Origin of the sequence: Butyrivibrio sp. AE2015 (assembly GCF_000420825.1) — a bacterium.
Lineage (GTDB): Bacteria > Bacillota > Clostridia > Lachnospirales > Lachnospiraceae > Butyrivibrio.
Genome location: NZ_ATVR01000006.1, coordinates 1 through 22,803 on the forward strand (window position 1 = coordinate 1; position 22,803 = coordinate 22,803).

At 40.2% G+C, this 22,803-nt stretch carries 22 protein-coding genes and 1 pseudogene; 16 read left to right on the top strand and 7 right to left on the bottom strand.

The features are described 5' to 3' along the window. The 16 genes from G585_RS0104545 to G585_RS17125 form a co-directional block, all read left to right on the top strand. Window positions 1-4,947: non-ribosomal peptide synthetase (locus tag G585_RS0104545; RefSeq protein ID WP_026663777.1), on the top strand; the 4,947-nt coding region annotated here is incomplete at its 5' end. 76 nt (window positions 4,948-5,023) lie between these two features. Further along, window positions 5,024-5,428, top strand: coding sequence for a DUF3795 domain-containing protein (locus G585_RS0104550; protein ID WP_022773293.1), 405 nt, complete (start codon window positions 5,024-5,026; stop codon window positions 5,426-5,428). A gap of 257 nt (window positions 5,429-5,685) precedes the next feature. Further along, window positions 5,686-6,675: a ribosome small subunit-dependent GTPase A gene (gene rsgA / locus G585_RS0104555; RefSeq protein WP_022773294.1), complete on the top strand. Its 990-nt coding sequence runs from the start codon at window positions 5,686-5,688 to the stop codon at window positions 6,673-6,675. A 132-nt stretch (window positions 6,676-6,807) separates the two neighbouring features. Next, on the top strand, window positions 6,808-7,728 hold the full coding sequence (locus G585_RS0104560) for an ABC transporter ATP-binding protein (protein ID WP_022773295.1): 921 nt from the start codon (window positions 6,808-6,810) through the stop codon (window positions 7,726-7,728). Then, window positions 7,721-8,641, top strand: a complete 921-nt coding sequence (locus G585_RS0104565; RefSeq protein WP_022773297.1) for an ABC transporter permease — start codon at window positions 7,721-7,723, stop codon at window positions 8,639-8,641. Before G585_RS0104560 ends, G585_RS0104565 begins: the two co-directional genes overlap by 8 nt. A 12-nt stretch (window positions 8,642-8,653) precedes the next feature. Further along, window positions 8,654-9,088, top strand: coding sequence for a LytTR family DNA-binding domain-containing protein (locus G585_RS0104570; protein WP_022773298.1), 435 nt, complete (start codon window positions 8,654-8,656; stop codon window positions 9,086-9,088). Next, window positions 9,085-9,522 carry a DUF3021 family protein gene (locus G585_RS17110; protein ID WP_022773299.1) on the top strand — a complete coding sequence of 146 codons (438 nt, stop codon included), beginning with the start codon at window positions 9,085-9,087 and terminating at the stop codon, window positions 9,520-9,522. Before G585_RS0104570 ends, G585_RS17110 begins: the two co-directional genes overlap by 4 nt. Further along, window positions 9,522-10,082, top strand: coding sequence for an NAD(P)H-dependent oxidoreductase (locus tag G585_RS0104580; protein ID WP_022773301.1), 561 nt, complete (start codon window positions 9,522-9,524; stop codon window positions 10,080-10,082). Before G585_RS17110 ends, G585_RS0104580 begins: the two co-directional genes overlap by 1 nt. A 184-nt stretch (window positions 10,083-10,266) precedes the next feature. Continuing rightward, window positions 10,267-10,893: a flavodoxin family protein gene (locus G585_RS0104585; RefSeq protein WP_022773302.1), complete on the top strand. Its 627-nt coding sequence runs from the start codon at window positions 10,267-10,269 to the stop codon at window positions 10,891-10,893. Between the two features lie 166 nt (window positions 10,894-11,059). Continuing rightward, window positions 11,060-11,239: a hypothetical protein gene (locus tag G585_RS19855; RefSeq protein ID WP_242829985.1), complete on the top strand. Its 180-nt coding sequence runs from the start codon at window positions 11,060-11,062 to the stop codon at window positions 11,237-11,239. After that, the gene (locus tag G585_RS0104595; RefSeq protein WP_022773303.1) at window positions 11,236-11,469 is read left to right on the top strand and encodes a hypothetical protein; all 234 of its coding nucleotides are present in this window, start codon (window positions 11,236-11,238) and stop codon (window positions 11,467-11,469) included. The genes G585_RS19855 and G585_RS0104595 overlap by 4 nt, the downstream gene beginning before the upstream one ends. Before the next feature lie 630 nt (window positions 11,470-12,099). Next, window positions 12,100-12,522 (top strand): GtrA family protein, encoded by a 423-nt coding sequence (locus G585_RS0104600; protein ID WP_022773304.1) that lies wholly within the window; start codon window positions 12,100-12,102, stop codon window positions 12,520-12,522. A gap of 237 nt (window positions 12,523-12,759) precedes the next feature. After that, complete coding sequence (locus G585_RS17120) at window positions 12,760-13,050, top strand: GNAT family N-acetyltransferase (RefSeq protein ID WP_022773306.1); 291 nt, start codon at window positions 12,760-12,762, stop codon at window positions 13,048-13,050. Between the two features lie 122 nt (window positions 13,051-13,172). Continuing rightward, window positions 13,173-13,739, top strand: coding sequence for an HD domain-containing protein (locus G585_RS0104610; protein ID WP_022773307.1), 567 nt, complete (start codon window positions 13,173-13,175; stop codon window positions 13,737-13,739). Window positions 13,740-13,896: 157 nt separating this feature from the next. Further along, on the top strand, window positions 13,897-14,529 hold the full coding sequence (locus tag G585_RS0104615) for a class I SAM-dependent methyltransferase (RefSeq protein ID WP_022773308.1): 633 nt from the start codon (window positions 13,897-13,899) through the stop codon (window positions 14,527-14,529). Window positions 14,530-14,853: 324 nt separating this feature from the next. Then, window positions 14,854-15,894, top strand: coding sequence for a tyrosine-type recombinase/integrase (locus G585_RS17125; RefSeq protein WP_022773310.1), 1,041 nt, complete (start codon window positions 14,854-14,856; stop codon window positions 15,892-15,894). Here the strand turns inward: G585_RS17125 and G585_RS17130 are convergent. From G585_RS17130 to G585_RS0104650, 7 genes and pseudogenes are all read right to left on the bottom strand, one after another. Then, window positions 15,891-17,231: a histidine-type phosphatase gene (locus G585_RS17130; protein ID WP_022773311.1), complete on the bottom strand. Its 1,341-nt coding sequence runs from the start codon at window positions 17,229-17,231 to the stop codon at window positions 15,891-15,893. The two genes, G585_RS17125 and G585_RS17130, sit on opposite strands and share 4 nt — an antisense overlap. Window positions 17,232-17,729: 498 nt before the next feature. Beyond that, complete coding sequence (locus G585_RS17135; RefSeq protein WP_022773312.1) at window positions 17,730-18,122, bottom strand: flavodoxin family protein; 393 nt, start codon at window positions 18,120-18,122, stop codon at window positions 17,730-17,732. 78 nt (window positions 18,123-18,200) lie between these two features. Beyond that, window positions 18,201-18,305: pseudogene (locus G585_RS20105) on the bottom strand (M15 family metallopeptidase); the annotation flags it as partial. Between the two features lie 90 nt (window positions 18,306-18,395). Then, window positions 18,396-19,544: an endo-1,4-beta-xylanase gene (locus G585_RS17140; RefSeq protein WP_022773314.1), complete on the bottom strand. Its 1,149-nt coding sequence runs from the start codon at window positions 19,542-19,544 to the stop codon at window positions 18,396-18,398. 141 nt (window positions 19,545-19,685) lie between these two features. Beyond that, window positions 19,686-20,774 carry an MFS transporter gene (locus G585_RS0104640; RefSeq protein WP_022773315.1) on the bottom strand — a complete coding sequence of 363 codons (1,089 nt, stop codon included), beginning with the start codon at window positions 20,772-20,774 and terminating at the stop codon, window positions 19,686-19,688. Window positions 20,775-21,013: 239 nt separating this feature from the next. Further along, a complete protein-coding gene (locus G585_RS0104645; protein ID WP_022773316.1) occupies window positions 21,014-21,961 on the bottom strand; it encodes an L-lactate dehydrogenase in 948 nt (315 codons plus the stop codon). An 82-nt stretch (window positions 21,962-22,043) separates the two neighbouring features. Continuing rightward, window positions 22,044-22,787 carry an ATP-binding protein gene (locus G585_RS0104650; RefSeq protein ID WP_022773318.1) on the bottom strand — a complete coding sequence of 248 codons (744 nt, stop codon included), beginning with the start codon at window positions 22,785-22,787 and terminating at the stop codon, window positions 22,044-22,046. Window positions 22,788-22,803 lie beyond the last annotated feature (16 nt).

Below are 22,803 nucleotides of genomic sequence, written 5' to 3' on the forward strand. Positions count from 1 at the left end.
GATATATACAGCTTCGCTGAGATAAGGAATGCTTATGATATCAAGGCTGACATCATGTTTGCCTATCAGGGAGAGTACGAGCATGGAGCGATGATTGGCGGAGAACCTGCCAAACTTGAAATGCTGGGACTTTCAAGGGCAAGGGCTGGTATAGGCATAGATGTAAGCCTTGATGGATCGAAGGTTGTTTACGAGCTTGAGTACGATCCGGCTCTTTTCTCTAAGTTTACAATAGAGGGCCTTGTTCACATGATGGATAATATCACCCATGAGTTCATGAATAAAGAACGTCTGGGCGATGTATGCCTTACCGCCAAGGCTGATGAAGAGAAGATAAAAAATCTTCATGATAGCGATTTTACTGTAAAGGAAAGACCTGCTTATCGGCTTCTTCAGGATGCCGCACATAAGAATCCTGACAGGAAGGCTCTTGTTGCCAAAGACAGGACGCTTTCCTACAAAGAACTAAATGAGGAAGCAAATGCTCTTGGATTTATATTAAGGAGCAAGGGCGCGAAAGCCGAGAGCATTGTTGCTGTAATGCCTGACAGGGACAGCTATGCCTACGTCATGAGGCAGGGCGTACTTAAAAGCGGCGGAGCATTTCTTCCGATAGATCCTGAGTATCCTGAGGATAGAATACGCTTTATTCTCGAAGATTCAGGGGCAAAACTTTTAGTGACAAAGAGAGAAATCCTGGAAAAACGCAAAGAGATGTTTGATGTCCTGGCTGAAAGCGGAGTCGAACTTATCTGCGTTGAAGATGCAGTAAAAGAGGGCGAAAAAGAAGACCTTAACGAAACTGTTCCTTATGAGGCACTTGCCTATGTCATTTATACCTCCGGTTCAACAGGAAAACCAAAAGGGGTTATGCTCACCAATAAAAACCTCGTGAATTTCGTTGATGATAATGAGAAAAACCACGAGATTTTGGGCTATACAAGGCGAGGACACGTAAGCCTTGCAATAGCAGCACTTACTTTTGACTTCTCTATAATGGAGGAGTTTGTTCCACTTGCCAATGGCATGACGGTGGTACTTGCAACTCATGAAGATATAATGAATCCTGTTCTGCTTGGAAAGCTTATGACCGATAACCATGTTGATGTTATGAGCTGCACACCGAGCTATCTGATGAATATGCTGGACATGGGTGAGTTTACGGATGCCTTTACAGATGCGGTAAAAGGTCTAAAGAGTGTGGATATGGGAGCTGAGGCCTTTCCACCTGCTCTTTTTGGCAAGCTGAAAGATATAAATCCTGATATATGCATAATGAATGGATATGGGCCTACTGAGGCAACCATAAGTTGCACCATGCAGGTTGTTGAGGATACAGAGAACATTACAATTGGAATACCTAATGTAAATGTTCACGTTGCCACCATCGACAGGGAGGGGCGACTTCAGGGACTTGGCGCCCTGGGTGAAATGGTGATAATTGGCGATGGTGTAGGACGAGGATACATCGGAAGGGATGATCTTACCCAAAAGTGTTTTATTAGGTTATTTGATATGCCTGCATATCGAAGCGGCGATCTTGTGCGAATCAAGGAAAATGGTGACATCGAGTATCATGGACGAATTGACAACCAGGTCAAGCTAAGAGGGCTTAGGGTTGAACTTGGCGAGATAGAGAGCGTAATAGGTACATATCCCGGTATCAGATCTGCTATCGTTATTGTTTTAAAGAAAGAGACTGAGTATCTGGCTGCATATTTCACTGCTGACAATGAAATTGACATTGATGCTCTCAAGGCACATCTTTCATCTCAGCTTACTGCTTATATGGTTCCACAGGCTTTTGTACAGCTGGAGGAGATGCCTCTTACTGCAAATGGCAAGATTGATAAGAAAGCTCTGCCTGATCCTGGAAAGGAAGAGGAAAAGGTTGTGCTTCCTGAGACTGAGTGCCAGAAGGCTATTCTAGAGATTATAAAGAAGATAATAGGTGAAGTTCCTATTGGAATCACTACAGATCTTTTTGCTGCAGGTCTTTCATCTCTTGGATGTATAAGACTATGCACAATGCTGGCAGGGGAGTTTGGCAAGAATGTTACCATCGCCGAACTGTTTGAAACCAAAACAGTAATTGACATAGAAAAGCTTCTGGAGACCAAGGAAGAGGGTGAAGAGTTTGAACTCAGAAAAGAGTATCCTCTTTCTATGACTCAGATGGGAATATTTGTTGAGAGCATCCATTACAAAGATTCTACTATCTATAATATACCGATCCTTTATGAGCTTTCTCCGGAAATAGATATGAACAGGCTCCGTCTGGCGATAGAAAAGACATTGAAAGCTCACCCATATCTGTCTATGACTCTTAAGGTGAATGAAGAAGGAGAAGTTTTTGCTGTAAGAAGTGATGAAATAAAGGTGGAAATTTCTGAGGGTACTGTTTTGCCTTCTGATGAGGAGCTGGTCAGACCATTTGATCTGACTTTGGGAGAGCCTCTTTGCAGAATCGGGTTGTTTGCTTCCAATGAGGGTAAATACCTTTTCATTGATACCCATCACATCATAAGTGACGGTGAATCTTTAAGTATTTTTATGGAAGACATCAACAGGGCATATTTGGGCGAAAATGTGGAAGCAGAGCAGTTTACAGGATTTGAGGCAGCTGTTGTTGAGAAGACGAGAAGAAATTCTGACAAATTTGAAAAAGCAAAAGAGTGGCATGATAGAATTTTTGGCAACTGCAAAAAAGTTACTCTTCCTCCAACAGAAAAGGCAACAGCAACTGATGATGGGGACTTAGTTTTGGCAGGAAGGATTTCGGCAAATGATATCAGAGCGTTCTGTGAGAAGAATCGTTTTGGTCTAAATGCGTTCTTTACCATGGCTATGGGACTTTCGCTGAAAGTATGTACTGGTTCTGAGAATGCAGTATTTGCCTCAATTTATAATGGCCGAAATGACAGCAGGCTAAACCGTAGTATAGGAATGTTTGTAAAGACCATTCCGGTATCAATAAGTCCTTCACCTCAGATGGATGTATCTCATGCAGTAGGTGAATGCCAGAGTATGCTGTTAAATGCCATGTCCTGTGATATATTCAGTTTTGCTGAGGTATGCAGCACCTATGGACTTAGTTCTGATGTGCTTTTCGCATATCAGGGAGACCAGACAGATGATGCTGTCCTTATTGGAGGAAAAGAGGCCAAAGAGAAGGAACTCGGACTAGGAGCTTTCCAAGCAAAATCGCCATTTGGACTTGATATATATCTTAAGGATGATAAGGTGGTCTATGAATTTGAGTATGATACAGAGATGTATGGCAAGACCACGATGGAGCGCTTTTATAAGCTGATGGAAGAGGTAATCCAAGGACTATTAACCTGCAGAACAGTTGAAGATGTGCTTTCTCTTAGCGAGGTAAAAGAATTCCGGGCAGAACAAGAATTAGTTGAGAAAAAAGATATTCCGGATACCGTTACAGATTCTCAGGGGCCAAAAGAAGCTGCAGTAGCATTTGAAGGATCGAAGCAACTGGAGGCGCTGACAGAACAGATTCTGGAGATATTCAGAAAGACATTGAAAAAAGATGATTTCCATTTGGATGATAATTTCTTTGAATATGGTGGAACGTCTCTTTTGGCGGCCAAGGTAATGATGGCCATAATGGTCAAAGATTATCCTGTAGTTTATCAGGATATATTTAATAAACCAACACCAAGACAGCTTTCTGAGCATCTTTTCTCAAAGATTAAGGATCAGTGGAATGAAGAAACTGTTCAAAATCAAACAGATCAGACGAATGAGGAAAGTGTAACGGTGAATGAGTATGCAAAAGCCCTTTCCCACAACATACCGCAGTATTTGGATAATATAAAAACCGAGGGACTTGGGACAGTTCTTTTGACTGGTGCTACGGGCTTTTTGGGAATTCATGTGCTAAGAAAGCTCATTGATTCCGGAACTATGAAAGTCTACTGTCTGCTTCGTGGTGGTAAAATTGGAGCAATGAGACGACTTAGAGAAAGTTTCTTCTACTACTTCGATGACCTGGATGAGGATTACTTTGGAAACAGGATAGTTGCAATTGAAGGAGATATCACGGATGCACAGAGCATCCAGAAACTTGAAGAATACGACATTAATACACTTATAAACTGTGCCGCTTCAGTCAAACACTTTGCAGATTTGGAGTTTCTTAAGAATGTCAATGTATACGGAGTAGCTAACCTTGTTGATTTGTGCCTTAAAAAGGATATTCGTCTGGTGCATATATCTACGGTTTCAGTATGTGGCGAAAGGAATGTCGGTTCTAATGGAGAGACGACGCTTAGAGAGGATGCCCTTGATATCGGACAGCAGGTAGAATCAAATGGCTACGTATATTCGAAGTATCTGGCTGAAAAGCTCATTCTTGATGCTATAGAGGAGAAGGGACTTAATGCTAAGATAATCCGAATGGGTAATCTCATGAGCAGATATGAAGATGGTGAGTTCCAGATCAACTTTAACACTAATAATTTTATGAATACATTAAAGTCTTACGTGGTTCTTGGGTGCTTCCCTGTGCAGGACATGGACGAAGAGGATGAATTCTCACCTATTGATGAAGTGGCCAGAGCTACAGTACTGCTGGCAGGAACTAATAGTGAGTTTACTGTTTTTCATGCCTATAACTCCCATACTATAGAAATGGGGGACCTGGTACAGGCGCTTAATGACAATGACCTGAAAGTGGATGTGGTAGACGAAAAAGAGTTTAATGAAAGGCTGAATAGAGCTCTTATGGATGAGCGTATCAACCGTTTTGTTTCACCGCTTGTAAACTATAAAACCGATAATGATGAGAATATTATCGAAAATGATGTAGATAATAAGTTTACGGTGAAGGCACTTTACAGACTGGGATTTCATTGGCATATTACCGATAATGAATATATCGAAAATGCAATTGCAATGCTAAAAACATTAGGCTTTTTTGACATCTGAAAGGAGAATAGTGACAGAGATAACGTTTTTTGCAACTTAGACATCTCTTATTGTAACTGATGATGGAGATTACAATATGATGGATAAAGTACTAGCTGCGTGCGGAAATGATTGTGCATCCTGTCCCAGATATATAGCGCATCCTTATGAAAAAACAGAGGAAGAGCTTCATCATACAGCAGAGTTATGGCTTAAGATAGGATACCGTGACCATGTTGTTACTAATGAAGAGATATCATGCACAGGATGCAAACCTGAGAATTGGTGCAGGTATCATGTAGTAAAATGCTGTGAAGAAAGAGGCATAAAAACCTGTGCAGATTGCTATGAATATCCCTGTGCCAATATGAAGGAATGCTTTGAAGTTACAAAGTCCTTTGAACCTATGTGCAAAAAGGTCTGCACTGATGAAGAATATATGCAGCTAAAGAGAGCCTTTTTTGAAAAAGAACAGAATCTGAAATTGACTAAAAAGTGTTGAAATTGTAACATGTTGCTGATATACTGAATCTGTTGTAAAAAATATTAAGGAAAGCGAGGTATTCGTGATGAGTGTAAAGAGAATAGAGATTGTAACAGAATATAGTATGAAGACCTCGGTTTGTGATAGATAAATAATTGATCCTTTGGCCGTGGCTTATTAGTCACGGCTTCTTTTTTTCTAAATGCCATTGTCATGGCGATGATCTCAACCTTAGTCTCCATACTGATCACAAAGAAAAAAATATGGAGAAAAAAATGAATAATACAGAAAACAATTTATGTAAAGGCAGAGTTTCTGCGATATACAAGAACAGTTATGTAATAAGGTTTGAAGGAAAAGATATTTCTGCCAGACTAAAAGGAACATTTCAAGAGAAGGCACCTGAGTTTTTCCCTGTTGTGGGTGATTACGTCTCTTTTGTAAATAATCCAATTGGAGATTCTTTGATCGCATCGGTTGATGATAGAACAAGCTTTTTGCAGAGGCCCGATCAGGCTAAAACAGGAGTCATGCAGTATATGGTGGCAAACGTGGATTACACGTTGATAGTCACCTCTCTAAATGAGGACTACAGTTACAACAGAATCGCCAGATATGTGAGCGTTGTTCTCCAGGGAAACTCTATTCCAGTGGTGGTTTTGACAAAATCAGATCTGTGCAGCAACTACGGCAGATATGTTCGTGAAGTGGAGAGCATCTCTGATAAAGTCAGAGTTCATGCTATTTCGGCTTTGTATGGAATAGGCGTTGATGAATTATATGAATACATGAGGCCGGGCGTGACATTGTGTCTTATGGGATCCTCCGGAGCAGGAAAGTCAACGCTTTTAAATGCCTTCGCCGGTGAAGAAATAATGAAAACCTCGGAAGTGCGAGAATCAGACTCCACAGGAAGACATACCACAACATACAGGCAGCTGATTGAGCTTGAAAACGGCGTATCAATAATAGATACACCGGGCATGAGAGAGCTTGGAATGGCTAACACAGAGCTTGGAATAGACAATACATTTTCAGATATCCTTGCCCTAGAGCAATGCTGCAAGTTCAGTGATTGCAAGCATGATACCGAACCGGGATGCGCTGTGAAGGCAGCAATAGAAAGCGGCGAGCTTTCAGCAGAGCGATACATCCTCTATAAGTCATTGAGCGCGGAAAATACCAATAATTACGCTAAGAAAAAAGAAATCTCAAAGTGGGCTAAGGCTGCTAAAAAGCTGAAAAGAGATAATTATAGATTTTAAAATAAGAATTAGCCATTTTGCATTTCACCGTTCAAAAATTGCAAGTCACCGCCAATTTGCTTTTTTCTTGCCTCAAATAAGTTAATATCTGTTTCAGATACAGGAAAACAGGTAACAAGAAAGAGGTCAGATATGAAAAAAGCAATTGAAGTTAGTAATTTGGTCAAACAATACGGCGATGTGGCAGCAGTAAACAACATCTCTTTTGAAGTTGAGCAGGGCTCTCTTTTTGCATTCCTTGGAGAAAACGGAGCCGGCAAGTCCACAACCATAAATATGTTAAGTACGATCCTTCCTAAGACCTCAGGCCAGGCCAGGTTAATGGGGTATGAACTTGGAAAAGAAGATGATGCCATCAGAAAGTCTATTGGGATAGTTTTTCAGAATTCAGTACTGGATGGTAACCTGACAGTTAAGCAGAATCTCCTTACAAGAGGCGCATATTACGGGTATGGAAAAAAAGAGATAATGGAGAGGCTTTCGCTCTTTTGGGACGAATTTAATCTGGAAGAAATCTGGAATAAGCGTTACGAGAATCTTTCCGGCGGACAGAGAAGGCGAATAGATATAGCAAGGGCTCTGATCCACAAGCCAGACGTTCTTTTTCTGGATGAGCCCACCACGGGACTTGACCCCATGTCCCGCAGGATGGTGTGGGACTACATCAATCACTTAAGGAAAAACGAGAACCTGACTATATTCCTGACAACGCATTACATGGAAGAAACCGCAGAAGCTGACAACGTGGTGATCATGGACAAGGGAAACATAATTGCTGAAGGCTCGCCTGCTGAATTAAAGAGCAGGTATACCGGTAAAAAACTTATCTGGTATACAGCACAGAACGAGGAAAACACAAAGATAATAGAAACTTCCAGTGCTCCAAGCTTTAGCTATGAGGCTGATCACTACAATATTCTGATGGATGAAGGAATCATGGAATTTATCTGGAAAAACAAAGATTCTGTCAGGGATTTTGAAGTAATCAAAGGAACAATGGACGACGTTTTTTTAACACTTACAGGAAAGGAAATGGTGGAGTGCAATGGCTAAAATAAGAGGTCTTTTAGGTCTTACAAAAAGAAACATACTGGTATATATGAATAATAAGGGATCAATTTTTTTCTCAATGCTTACACCGCTTATCATTCTTATTCTTTATCTATTGTTTTTAAAGAGCACCTTTTTGTCATCGCTTGAGCACGCTGCAACGGGCCTTGAGAAGCTGATATTAGCAAAGGACATGGACCAGTTTGTAAATGGTATATTACTTACAGGTATCATCAGCACTGCACTGATCACCATTCCCTACAATGCCCTTGAAACCATAGTCAGGGACAGGGAAGACAGAGTGTATTTTGATATGATATCAACCCCTGTAAAAAGAGCTGAGATCATTCTTTCATATTTCCTGGCAGCGGTAGTTTCAGCCTTTTTTCAGACCTTAGTGGTTCTGTTTTGCGGAATTGGAGTGCTTCTTTTGAACGGAACCATGTATTTTGAAATTTCAGATATTATAGGTCTTGTTGGAGTGATTTTCCTGGGCACTCTTTCATCTACAGCAATCTTTACTCTTATAATGATGTTTTTTAAGAAAATGGGCACCTGCAGTGCATTTATGGGAATCATTTCTGCAGTGTCAGGTTTTATAGTTGGCGCGTACCTTCCGCTATCTGAATTCAGTAAGACAATACAGAATGTATGTAACCTCATCCCGGCCACAGGAATCACCGTACTTATCAGAAATTTCCTGACCGGTGGAGTTTTAAATCATATGGATGAGAGCATAGGCGGAGTAGACGGCGGCGCATTTCTTTATGCCATGAGAGAGTATTTTTCTTTTAACACACAGGTTGGTTCTTCAACTTGGTCATTGAATCAGACCTGCATATATATAATAATAGTTACAGTGGCATTTATTGCAGCTACAAGGATCATCTATCCAAGAGTGTATAATAAAAGGTAAAGGGGAAAAGCCTTGAAGGTAACGTTTAATAAGATTCCGCAGGGTGAAAGTGAATACGCAGTTGTAAATGCATATGGGCGCACAACTGCCATAGACACTGCAATTGGGCTACTTGAAAATGGGGAGCAGATTATCATGGGCTATAAGGACGACGAGAGCATTCCATGCCCGATTTCCAAAATTTATTACATAGAGACAGTAGATGATAAGTGCTTTGCATATACTAAAGATAATTGCTTTGAGTTACGAAGCCGTCTCTACGAGATAGAAAAATCACTGGATTTTCGGTTCTTCAGATGCTCTAAGTCCATGCTTTGTAACATCAGAAAAATCAGAAGTGTGAAGGCAGAGACAAATGCCAGGATGCGAGCAGTTCTTTTAAATGGAGAGGCTATTCTTATTACCAGAAGCTACGTAAAAGAGATGAAGAAGAGGTTGGGATTATGAAAAAACTAAAGATAGTAATGGAACAAACAATGCTGGTCAGCTTCCTGGTATTGTGCGCTGTCAGCCTTATCGGATTATTGGTAATGAGGAAAAATGAGTGGTCTTTTGACTGGTATACTCCGGGATCAATCCTTGTTGCCAGCTTTTTATGCAGTCTGGTAACAGTGTTGCTTCTTTATAATGATAAATACGATAAAAAGTTGTCTGCACTAATGCATAACCTGGTGACGCTTCTGCATTTTTTTCTGATGTATATTATAATTATTGCATTCGGACATCTTTGTAATTGGTATACAACCATGCATGGCTTTGCGCTTATCTCTGTGATCTTCGTGGTTGTCTATGCTGCAGCATGGGTAGGAACAGGCATAATGTTCAGGCATGATGAGAAGCTTATCTCAGATGCCCTTGAAAGTGTGAGGGATAAGGAATAATGATTTTATTAGTTAACGCTTGTATAAAAAAGAATTCAAGAACCAAAAGAATTGCTGACAAGCTTATAGAAAAGCTTAGTAAAAAAACATCTGAAGAAATATTAGAAGTAAAGCTTGAAACTATTTCTTTTCCTAAAACAGATGAGAAATTCCTTGCATATAGAGACGATTGTATTGCAAGGGGTGACTTCTCAGATGTTTATTTCAACCTTGCAAAGACCTTTGCAAAGGCAGATACAATTGTAATTGCAGCGCCGTACTATGACTTATCATTCCCAGCTTCACTTAAGCAGTATGTAGAGCACATCAATGTTTTAGGCATAACCTTTGAATATACAGATGAAGGCTATCCGAAATCTCTTTGTAATGCCCATAAGCTTTATTATGTTACTACAGCTGGTGGTTGCTTCGTTCCGGAAGAGTTTGGATACGGATACATCAAGACGCTTGCCCAAAACTTCTATGGTATTCAGGACTGTGAAAAGATTCAGGCTGTTGGACTTGATGTGGTTGGCGCAGATGTCGAGAGTATTGTCAACGAGTGTATTTATAATATATAGCTTGCGTTTTTTAATGGCCCCTAGGGACAGGGTCAATGTCATATTTAGATAAGAAAATGCAGTAAATGCGAAATAGGCACGCTACGTTCTTCAGATTAGTTTTACGTGTTCTACTACTAATAAAGAGCAGCATCTCACGTAGACAGATGGAAATACAAAAATGAAATAGGAAGGAGTATTCAACATGGCGAAAGTTCTTTTACTTAATGGCAGTCCAAAGGCAAATGGCTGCACAGCTACTGCTCTTAACGAGATGATCTCGATATTCAATGAGGAAGGAATAGAGACGGAGATCATCCACGTGGGCAATAAAGATATCCGTGGCTGCGTTTCCTGCGGGTATTGCGAGAAAAATGGAAAGTGTGTTGTTAACGATCTTGTAAATGAAGTTTCAGGGAAGTTCGAAGAGGCAGATGGATTGGTTGTTGGAAGCCCTGTTTACTACGGCTCCCCAAATGGTACGATTCTGTCTTTTATGGACAGACTTTTTTACAGTACTTCTTTTTCCAAGCAGATGAAGGTCGGTGCGGCTGTCGTAAGCTGCAGAAGAGGCGGCAATACTGCAAGTTTTGATGTTCTGAACAAATACTTTACTATAAGCGGAATGCCGGTGGCTTCAAGCACATACTGGAATCAGGTTCATGGATTTGATGCCGAAGATGTCAAGAAAGATCTCGAGGGACTTCAGACAATGAGAAATCTTGCAAGGAATATGTCTTTCATGATAAAGGCTTTTTCCGATGCAAAAGAAAAATATGGCCTTCCGGCAGTGGAAAGAGATGCATTCACAAGTTTTCCTGATGGAAAATGACCCTAGAACCCCGTCCCCAAGGGCCACTGATATAGATGGTGGAGAGAATGGATAATCGCATTGAATGGACAAAAAAACATGATGAAGTGGTTCGGGCAGTTGAAAATCTAGGCTTCCGAGCGAATTAGGGGATCAGATTTCGAGACAGCTTGGAAGCCCTAAAGCAATGGAGCGGATGCTTGCATATCTTTACAACGTGAAGCCACAAAGCGCAGAGCTTATTGTTGATGAAATGCTGGCTATTTGCAGTGATGTAGACAGATGGAAAGATAAAAAGGCAGCTGAAGAAGCTAATGCCAGATACAATGAAATTCTAAACTATGGATTTGGAGGAGACGAGGAATGAACTCGATTTTGATAAAGGATACAACGAGAGAAGAAAGAGAACGTATTGTTGCGGAATCAATCGGGAATATCAACGGAAGCTGCGATGGTTGCAGTTCAGGGCTGATTGAAATGTACCAGCCCTATATTGATGGAATTAAAGAAATTCGTGAAATCAATATGGAATTCAGGGCAAATTATGAATCCGGAGTTGAGGGACCACAAAAAGCTGATTGCGGTTATAAGATGTAAGGCAGGATGATAGAGCTGGATAAAAAATCAGATATTTTTTGCCACAAATTTTTTTCGTTCGTATAAATAATCAGAAATCAAAAATAACTGATGCATTTGAGGTGGCGAAGGCTTCACCAAAGAATAGCTAAAAGTTATGAGCGGAATTATAAAAGTTACAGCAAAGATGCTTACAGTTCATCAATGCCAGGGACTTTTAACCAACGATTTCTTATGAGGGATAGAGCAGTTTACGTAGCATAAGCTTTACGAAAGACGAGCTCACAAGATAGAGATATTCCAGTAATGATGGCTTTTGCTTCATCTAAACCTAGGAGAATCTCATAAAAATCAAAATAAGGGTGTCACAGTAGATGATGGAAGATTTCACCAGATACTGTGGCACCCTTATTTTAGCGGTGCGAAAACCGTAAGTAGGTAATGGTCCTAGGGGACGGGGTTAGTGGTTCATTATAGGAAATAATTTGGCCAGTTCTCAAATCAAAGATTTTTGCTTTCAGAGTGGAATTGTATGCTTTTCTTATGGCAAAACGCAATACAGGGCTTTTTTATTTGACTGGAGAAAGATAAAATGGTATTAAAAAAGTGAATTTTACAATCATCTACGTAATCATTGGAGAAGAATAGGTCATGAGTGAGGAAAAGAAAAAAGAAATTGTGAGGATAACTAAGTTTGTTTTCTTTTCAATTTCTGCAGGAATAATTGAAATTGTGAGTTTTTCACTGCTTACAGAGCTGTCGACGCTTCCATATTGGCCATGTTATCTGACAGCACTGGTTTTATCAGTTCTTTGGAACTTTACGCTGAATCGGAAATTTACCTTTCAAAGTGCCAGCAATGTCCCAATAGCGATGTTAAAAGTGGCACTATACTATGCATTTTTTACTCCTATAACTACGATAGGTGGAAATTATCTGGTAGAATACCTGCATTGGAATGATTATCTTGTTACAGGACTTAATATGATTCTTAATCTGAGCACTGAATATATCTATGATAGATTTGTCGTATTCAAAGACAGTATTGACACCGGATCATCAAGAGCTGCATGAACGCATTCTTTAACTAAAAGCTTTTAGTAGCCTTATGACTTTCGACGCAGTAGATCAAAAACGGTCTGCTGCTTTTGTTGTCCATTTTCATAAATGATGCCAATAAATGATCTTTCGGGCTCCCTTTTTTGTACATTGGCAACCTTGATGTAAAAATTTTTCACTCAGCTTGCCATTTATGGTCGATTATATTTCAGTTTTTATTGTCGATGACAAATCGTATTTTTTGAGGGAATAATGGATTTTTTTAATACAGATTTTTTAAATAATAATTTTATTAAGCTTGAGCTTGAAAAGTTTACAGAGGCTGATGCCGTTAAAAAATGGGTGCCTGCCTACCATTTCTTCATTTGTGACGCACACGATAATCGAATGGGTAAATGTTGTTTGAGAATTGGCGACAATGAGAACTCTTATTTCGGTGGTCATATTGGTTATGAAATAGATGAACCATACAGGGGGCATCATTACGCAGCCCAAGCTTGTGAGTTATTATTCTCATTGGCTAAAAAGCATGAAATTGCGTAATTGATTTCCAAAAGCTGTCCTGGTGAAAGACAACTTTTGATACGAAACCATGCTATATTAAATTAAATCGTAACTTGCGGAATAGTGTACTGATTATTGTTGGGAGCTAAGGGAGGATATGTATGAACGCTAGAGAATACCTTGATATTTTACACGTTGCGGAGAGATTAAAAGATACACCTCGTCATTGTACGACTACGAAGCGCAGAACAGAGAGCGTTGCTGAGCATAGTTGGCGTATATCGTTGATGGCATTTCTCTTAAGGCATGAGTTTCCGGAGCTGGATATAGATAAAGTTGTAGACATGTGCCTTATCCATGATCTTGGGGAATGCTTTACCGGAGACATTCCAACATTTATTAAAACAGATGATGACAGAGCGGTAGAGGATTCACTTCTCGACAAATGGGTGCAATCACTACCAAAGGAATTATCCAGAGATATCGCCGAGTTATACAAGGAGATGGATGCTCAGGAGACTAAGGAAGCAAAACTGTATAAGTCTCTGGATAAGCTAGAAGCTCTTATCCAACATAATGAATCTCCGCTTGATACCTGGTCTGAAAATGAGTATGAGCTTAATAAAACATATGCATTTGATACTGTTGCATTCTCGGATTGGCTAACTGAACTGAGAAAAGAGATATTGGATGATACCTTGAAAAAGATAGAAACAGAGAATCAGTAACTTGCGGAATATATCAGCGGAGTGATCAATGTTCGTTACTATGATCGTAGCCATAGAAAGATATATAGGAATATTGCAGGAGAATATTATTGACTATAGAAGGCGCTGCATTTAAATGGAGCGAATTAGTTCAACTCAAGAATAAGCGAGGAGGATTATGAGTAATCCGTGGGAAGAAATCAGTTTGAATGATTATGAGAATCATATGAGCCTTGATTCTGTTAAACAACTCCAGATTATGAATTCAATAATGAAGGAGCAGTTTGAGGCTTATCCGGTTTCAACGGCTATGGTTCTTGGAGTCGCCGGTGGTAATGGCTTGGAACATGTAAGCCGGGATAAGTACCGGACTGTTTATGCAGTGGATATAAATGAAGATTATCTTCGAATAGTTTCGGAACGATATGCATATCTGTCTGGTGTACTGAAATGCTTGAAGATAGATCTGATCTGCGATGCGAATCAGCTTCCCGGGGCGCAGTTGCTGATAGCAAACATTCTTATAGAGTATATTGGTTATGATGTATTTCAGAGAGTGGTTTGCAAAGCAAATCCAGAATATGTTTCTTGCTTGATTCAGATCAATGTGGATGATAAGCAGTGGGTATCAGATTCTCCGTATTTGCATGCGTTTGACGGGCTGGATGAGGTACATCATCAGATGGATGAGAAATCTCTTTTAACAAAAATGCAGGAGATAGGATATAAGGACATACTCCAATCAAGGATTCCGCTTCCTAATGGAAAGGCTTTTATCAGAATGGATTTTCAAAATGGGAAATTGGGATAGAACGATAAACCGGAGTATTATGTGCTTGTAGACAATATGCTTCTACTGCGAGGTGTTTCAGTTGTCTGACTTTCGAAATTAATTTTCCGCTAGTTATTAGAATCAGTGTAGAAGAGACCATTTCTCGTGTGAGGAGTGGTCCTTCTTATTATTATGGTATAGTAAGATTATCTTCTAGTTATATTCTGTTCCGCCTATATTGCAGAAGATAACTTTACATGATAATATATCTATAACACGACGTTAAATTCTAGTTTTATGTCATGCAGATAGCTATTAATAAAAACATGCTGTATTGGCTTAATTTACGCATTGGAGAACAATATGGGTAAAGACTCCGCATACTACAAACAATTAACAAGGACAAAATCAGAATACATCAAAGAAATCAAAAATTTGTTACCGGTTCATACACATTCGTTCATTGATAACTGTGTTTTGAGCTATCAGATTGGCACAGCTCTTGGGTATGCCAGAGATCTTATTGATTTTTACGAATATCTCCATGTATGCAATCCAATAATTGCAAAAATTAAACTGAATGCAATTCCTCATGAAATAATTGAAAAATTAAACAGCCGCGATATTGATGCTTACCAGACGCACCTGATCACTGCAAGACAATTGAATGAGCGCTCAACAGCGAGAAAAATGGCTGCTATTCGAAATTATTTTGCCTATGAAACAAGACAGGGATTTCTTGATGAAGATATTACTTTGAAAGCTGCCAAAAATAAGAGAATAACAAAGAAAACAATTACCAGGCTCGATCAACATGACGTAAAATCCCTAATGAATGCTGTAGAAAATTCCCAGGTGGCTACCGAACATGCCAAAATCTACGCTGAAGCCACCGCTAAACGCGATCTGGCTATTATTACGCTTCTTTTGCATACAGGAATGCGTGTGTCAGAATGCGCCGGACTTGATATTGACGACGTGGACTTTAAAGATAACACTTTGAAGATTGTGAGAAAAGGCGGAAATGAATCAAAACTCATGATCAATGAGCCTATTCGCAATACTTTGCGTGATTACATAATAAATGAGCGCCCCACTCTCGTTGAAACTGACAGTGAAAGCGCTCTTTTTATCTCGCTAAAGCATAACCGTATGTCTGTCCGCAGCATACAAAGGATGGTCGAAAAGTACGGAAAGAGTTCAGGTCTTAACACTACTCTCTCTCCTCACAAGCTCCGCAGAACCTTTGGTACCGCTCTTTATAACAAAACAGGTGATATTTATATTGTTGCAGATGTTCTCGGTCATTCAGACATCAACACTACCGCCGCCCATTACGCTGCTATCGATGAAGAACATAAAAGACAGGCTGCTGATGTAGATTTATATGGAGAGAATTCTTAAGCCGCATCTTTTGCCTCGTATTCTTCTATCAGGCTGTCATAGGCTCCAATCGCCTTGTCAAAACGATCCATTACATCCTCTGCCTTGTACAATCCATTTGAATCGGCGTTTAATCCCTTAAGCTTCAGATTGTAGATTCCAGGGGGATTCTCGTCATTTAAAAGAGACATCTCCTGAAGCTGCCCGGTTTTTTGATAAACTATATCAAGGCTTATAAATTCCTGACCAGCCTTGTCTTTCCACTTACTGACTACAAGTTTCCCTCCAATTGGTGTCTTTTCCAGTGTTTCTGGAAGGTTGTAGTCCTGGATTTCAAGAGCTGAGAGCACGCTTGCCAGGTTTGAGTCATGTCCGCACAGAAATGTGAACTGCCTGCCCTCTGTAGTCAGCTCTTTTTCAATTTCTTCAAGAAGTGGATGAGCCACATTAACTGAAACAGATGGAGCTGAAAAGAGAACATCACCGTAAACATCCTTAACCTCAGAGATTGCCTCCCATTCTGCTTCGGTAATATTATGACCAAAGGCTGCCTTAACAGGATCTGACTCTTCAAAGTACTGAAGCACAAGCGCATCAGATATCTGACATGCAGTCTTGAGTGAACCTTTCACCGAAGGCTCTTTTCCCTCTTCAAAAGAGAACTCTGAGTCTCCCACGTCAAACCCTGTAAAAATGCCATTCTTGTAATCATCTGATTTCTGGACATCAATCACTTCTGAAATCAGATCATAGTTATCACCAAGATTAGCTATAGCTGTGCCATAGATCTTATTTATCTCTTCCTCGATATCCGCAGAGTAGTCGTCAGACATATAGGTGAACACCGGATTAAATACAGGGTCCATGGTGTCATATTCTGCATTGTACTCAACCTCTGCATTAGCAACAGGAAGAAGTCCCGCGGAAAAGAACTGTGCTGTAGCTATAGTTCTTTGCTTTGAATTGGCGTATATGCGAACTGCCCCGTCTTTTGGATGATAGTTTAATTCAAAGAGGCCTTCAGACTCGAGCCATTTTCTAAAATACTGTCCCATCTCAGTCTCAAGGATTCCTCCCCTTACAGAGAGCTGACTGGCTGGGGCCGACCACTCAAACCACTTGTTTGGAGTTATTGTATCCAGGGCAGACCCTTCTCCGGAGAGCGGCGCACGAATATTGTGTCTGCTAAGAACCACCACTTGTTCTAGAGCATAGCCATCCCTTGAAAGAGTTGTTAATACATTCTCCGCTGTTTCTTCACTGCCGCTGTTTCCACATCCGCTTATACCTGCGCATGATAAAACAAACGCAGGCACCAAGATTATCGAAAGCATTCCGATTCTTCTTTTTTTATTCATAAACATCCTTCTTTTTAACCAATCGCACAAATACTTCTTTAATTTTACCTTATTACGTCATGCAATAATCTTAAATAAGTATAAAAACTCAAGTTCAGAAATTTGTTTGCATAAAAAAGCAGCAGACCATTCTTTCTGATCTACTGCTTCGTGTGCATATTACGATATTAGTTTGGAAAGTTTTAATCCAATAGAACGTACTACCTAAATTGGCTCTTTTCTGCCACTATTCTTATTCTTGTAATTTAGGCAGTGTATTTTGAAGGCATAACTCTGCCTCTATTTTACTTTTTATAAATATAGGCAGTGATTTTAAGCCCTATTCTTCTGCCTCTCTAAAGCTTTTTTACAATATAGGCAGAAAAAATACTATAAAATAAACTGCCTATATTCCCTATACCTTTGATATAGGCAGAATACCAATCCAAAAATAAACTGCCCCATTCACAAATTCCTTGATATAGGCAGAACTACACCCATTCCATTTATGAAAATTCATCAGATATATTTCTGAGTAAATCTAACAACTTCATCTCTGCAGCCGTCAACTGCCTTGCTCTTGAAATACAGGGTATCACTCTCAACCTGGATTCCCTTATCCGTCAACTCATTTTTAATGAGATCAAGAGCATGCTTTGAGAGCCATGATGTTGAAAATACAACTGCTTTTCCAACCTTTTCGCTTGAAAGAGTTTTTAAAAACTGCTTGAGATTATCATCAATACCGTAAGCATAAAGTGCTCCACCTATGAAAAGAACATCTGCTTTTTCTGAGAGTCCTGCTCCTTCAGCATCTACTGAAACGGCATCTACTCCCGCTGCTTCTGCAATATACTCTGCTACTTTCTGTGTTTTTCCTGATCTGGAATAATATCTAACTGCTACGCTCATGACTACCTCCTATTCACAATTCAATTGTATACAACTTATAATACACCATAGCTCCAATAATTTCAAGTTTTGATTCTCCTATTCTACTGGAAAGGCGAAATATGCATCTGGATAGGGCTCATCCGCTAAAGTAAAGTGCCACCACTCTTTTTCGTAGGGAGTAAAGCCTGCATATGTCATAACATCCTTTGACCCACAGGGACGGGGTTAGAGGGCCATTAAAAAAAGGATTCCTGCATAAGCAAATCTCTTTGCAGGAATCCTCTTTCTTTTTTATCTCAACGCCTCTTGAATATCATAAAATGCAGGCTTCGGTTTGTAATCACTATAGAAGATACGTGTATTAGTGGTATCTCCTTCTCGATAATGGTCAATAAGGCCAAATAACGTAACACTTGTAATCTTTGCAGGCCCGTTATTATCACTATCAAGTGACTTTAAGAGCTTGAAAACATCTCCATATCTTTTACCCTGTTTATCAAATTGCTCAGGGGTTTCTTCATCAACTCCAATGGACAATTCAGTTACGTGAATTTCCAGATCAAGCTCAGCAAATTTGCGAATTGCAGTCTCGATCATATGATCTGAAGGATAATCAAGTCCCCAATAGCCCTGCATTCCTATTCCATCAATAAGTCCTTTTTCCTTTAATGATGCACACAGATCATATATAGCCTTAGTCTTGACCGGCTGATAAGTGTTGTAATCATTATAAAAAAGCTTAACATCGCTATCCGCATACTTCCTTGCATATGTAAATGCGGCCTCTACATAATCAGGACCAATAGTCTCATACCATGGATTTGGATCCGCCCCGCACTTAGTCCTGCACATAAAAAAGCTCTCAGGGTCATAACTGTCAGGTTCCACAGCCTCGTTCACCACATCCCAGCAATAGATGACGCCTGGATAGTTTTCCTGAACATGTGTCATAAGCTGCTTAATATAGCTCTCCATACGCGCCAGCATTGTTTCCTTGTCCACGTACTCTCCATCATCCTTATACCCCTCTCTAAAGAACCAATTAGGAGCCTGGGTGTGCCAAACCAGGGTATGTCCTCGCATTTTCATTCCATTTTCCTTACACCACTCAAGTGTAGGATCAATTGAGCCAAAGAAAAGAGCAGGGCTTTCATCACCTTTTTCAAGGTTTTCAATTGATCCCCTCTGATCAAGAATGTAACCACTCTTCATCAAATTTGTCATAGTGCAGCTATTAAAATGTTTCTTTGATAATTCCATGTACTCCGGAAGATTTAGTGTCTGATTTTCCAATGTACTTCCGTTTATTCCAACTCCCAACATAAAATTGTCAGCACATAGATCTTTGAGCGGTACATCTTCTGCTTTATTCTGTGCCCCTGCGCAGCCTATTAATAGCGCCGCAGTTAACGCAATTGCCAGTATTGATCTCTTTTTCATAATGGTATTCTGTCGTCTCCTTAAGTAGTATTAGTAAAGCTATTCTAAAAGTATAGACTACAAAAGGTTCCTCAACTAACCATTCCTTGTGAACTGTCTATAGCATATTGCTATATCTCAGTTCTTATTTCTGTCTGGAACTTATGCAAACAGCAGCCCAAATATTGGTGATAATATGATCATAATTATCGAAAATGCAAAAGAATTAACTGACATAAGAGTTGCTCTTTGTTCTGATGGTATCATGCTGTTCAGAAAAACATCGGTCCTGACCTGAAGGAAATTATCTGAAAACGCACCGATAAAGCCTCCCAATATCATCAGGTAATAGTTCCCCGTAAACACTGATGCAAAAGACAATGATACTCCTACCGCGCACAAAACGCCGATTCTGCGGTAGTTCTTTTCATTAAAATACTCCGTTGCCTTGGCTCCTGCAGCTGCGCCTATTCCCATAGCAAAAAGAGCTGGTCCGAGCCACAGTTTGTTGAGTCCAACAGCCGGAAGCTTAGCCTGCAAAAAGAACAATACAAGTACATCAACCGCACCAACCAAGCCATTAAACAGAATAATAAGTCTGGCCTTTCTGCTCTCCTTTATAAAAGACGTGCTGCTCTCGATTGTTTCTTTGAATCGCTCTGAAACAGAAGTAACATCGTGAAGTTTAGTGTGCACTTCTGTAAGTGTAAAGGCAATCATCATGGTAATAGCCCCGATCACTGCATCAACAGCATTAGCTTTCCTGTATCCAAGCACCAGCGCCACTCCCGCCAGCAATGTTCCTAGTGAGCTGAATATCTGATAGATCATAAGGTCATTTGAAGCAAACCTGTCATATTCTTTTTCAAGCTCTGCCTCTTTGAGCGTATCATAGGCAAGTGCTTCTCTCGTTCCTGATGCCAGGTTATAGCTAAGAGCACTTGCCGAAATAGCTATAGCAACTGTAAAGAAATTATGGGAAATGATCATCAATAGAGATGATATTATCACCATAACTCTGCTGGCAATCATCGTCTTGCGGCGCCCAAACACATCTGCGATAACTCCTGATGGGATCTCAAAAGTCATGCTCGTAATATGAAATATACTCTCTAATAGTCCAATCTCTACTGTACTAAAGCCCCTTGCCGCCAATAGAGCCACCCACGCTGCTCCTCCTATAGCAAATCCTGAAACAGCGTCTATACTAAGTATCTTTTTAATCTGATTTCTAGCAATTTTCTTTTCCATAATAAAAAAATCTCCTTAATCTTTAGTGTTTTTAAAGAATAAGGAGATAATGTCTCTTTAATATAACTTCAACGATAAAATCGCAGCTGTTTACCTAAAAAAGAGCGCACTATCCCCGTAAACAGCTAAAACATCACCTTTCATCATATGAATGTTTATTGTTTTCCAGGTCATTCATGTGCCCTTTCTTCATCGATTCTTATTTTAATTTAACATACTATTGTCCTGTGTTTCAAGGATTAAATTGATTCCTCAATTACAGCTTTCAACGTCTCCGCAGACTTAAGAAGTGCCTCTTTCTCCTGTTCGCTCAGTCTGATAGGCACAGAACCTTCAACACCTCTTCTTCCAACTATGGCAGGCATGCTGAGGGCGACACCATCAATGCCGTTTTCACCATGCTGTATGCTGGAGATAGGAAGTATAGATTTCTCATCTCGGATGATTGCTTCGCAGATACGTCGTACGCTCATGGCGATTCCATAGTATGTTGCACCCTTCTTCTCTATGATCTCATAAGCACTGTTCTTTACGTTCTCTGCAATCTCTTTCATAGACTTTTCATGTTCAAAATGTCCTCTCATCTCGCAGAAGTCATGGATTGGAATTCCAGAAACGTTTGCACTGCTCCATGCTGCAATCTCACTGTCTCCATGCTCACCAATTATAAAAGCATGTACTGAACGGCTGTCTACACTTAGGTGCTCGCCGAGAAGATACTTAAACCTGGCTGTGTCAAGAACAGTTCCTGAGCCAAACACTCTGTTTTCAGGAAAACCACTGAGTTTCGCTGCAGCATAGGTAAGTATATCCACAGGATTAGCCACAATCAGAAGTATTCCCTCTTTATTGTACTTTGCAATCTCAGGAATTATGGATTTGAAGATACCTACGTTCTTTTTCACAAGATCCAGCCTTGTTTCACCGGGTTTTTGTCCCGCTCCTGCTGTAACAACCACAACTGCCGCATCTTCAGCGTCCTTGTAATCGCCGGAATATATCTGCATAGGTTTAGCAAAAGGAAGTCCGTGACTGATATCAAGAGCTTCGCCTTCTGCTTTTTCTTTGTTCACATCAATCAGCACCATTTCGGAAAAAAGCCCGCTCTCCATAAGAGCGAAAGCTGATGCTGAGCCGACAAATCCACAACCTACTACTGCTACTTTTCTTTCATTAAGTGCTGCCATAATGTGCCTCCTTTTTTTCTCTTTATTTCAGTATAAACGTTCTATTTTCAAACTCCTAGAAATTATCTGCTTATTGAGTAATTTACTCAATAACCTCGCCATTTCTTGAAATTGTAATAACCTGCCAGGGAAGGAATTTTCCGCTGTTTCTTATGGCATTCTCAGCAGCTCTCTGAAGTCCCCCGCAACATGGAACTTCCATTCTAACTATAGTCACGCCTGCAATATCGTTATTAGCTATAATCTCAGTCAGTTTCTCGGTGTAATCGCCTTCATCAAGCTTTGGACAGCCGATCATTGTAACCTTGCCCTTCATAAATTCCTCATGCATGTTTGCATAGGCGTATGCTGTGCAGTCCGCAGCTATGAGGAGCTTGGCGCCATTATAAAAATCTGCCTGTGTTGGCAAAAGCTTTATCTGGCAAGGCCACTGCATCAGCCTTGAGGGATGCGAGCTCATTCTTGAAACCATGTCCATTCCAGGATCCTCATCCACCTGAACACTGCTCTTAAACTGCATAAACCTTGAGCCTGGGCATCCATGTCCCTCAGCATGCTGCATTTCATTCATATCTCTTACCAATCCTTTCTTCTCCTGCATTGCCTTTACTGCCGCTTCATCGTAGGCAGGTGCTTCCCTTTCTTCAAAAGAAATTGCTCCCATAGGGCAGCCCGGCAGGCAATCGCCGAATCCATCACAGAAATTCTCTCTTACAAGCTTTGCTTTTCCATCTACAATATCAATAGCGCCTTCATGGCAGGCACTTGCACATATTCCGCAGCCATTACACTTTTCTTCATCAATCTTTATTATCTTTCTGACCATCTTTTAACCTCTCTTC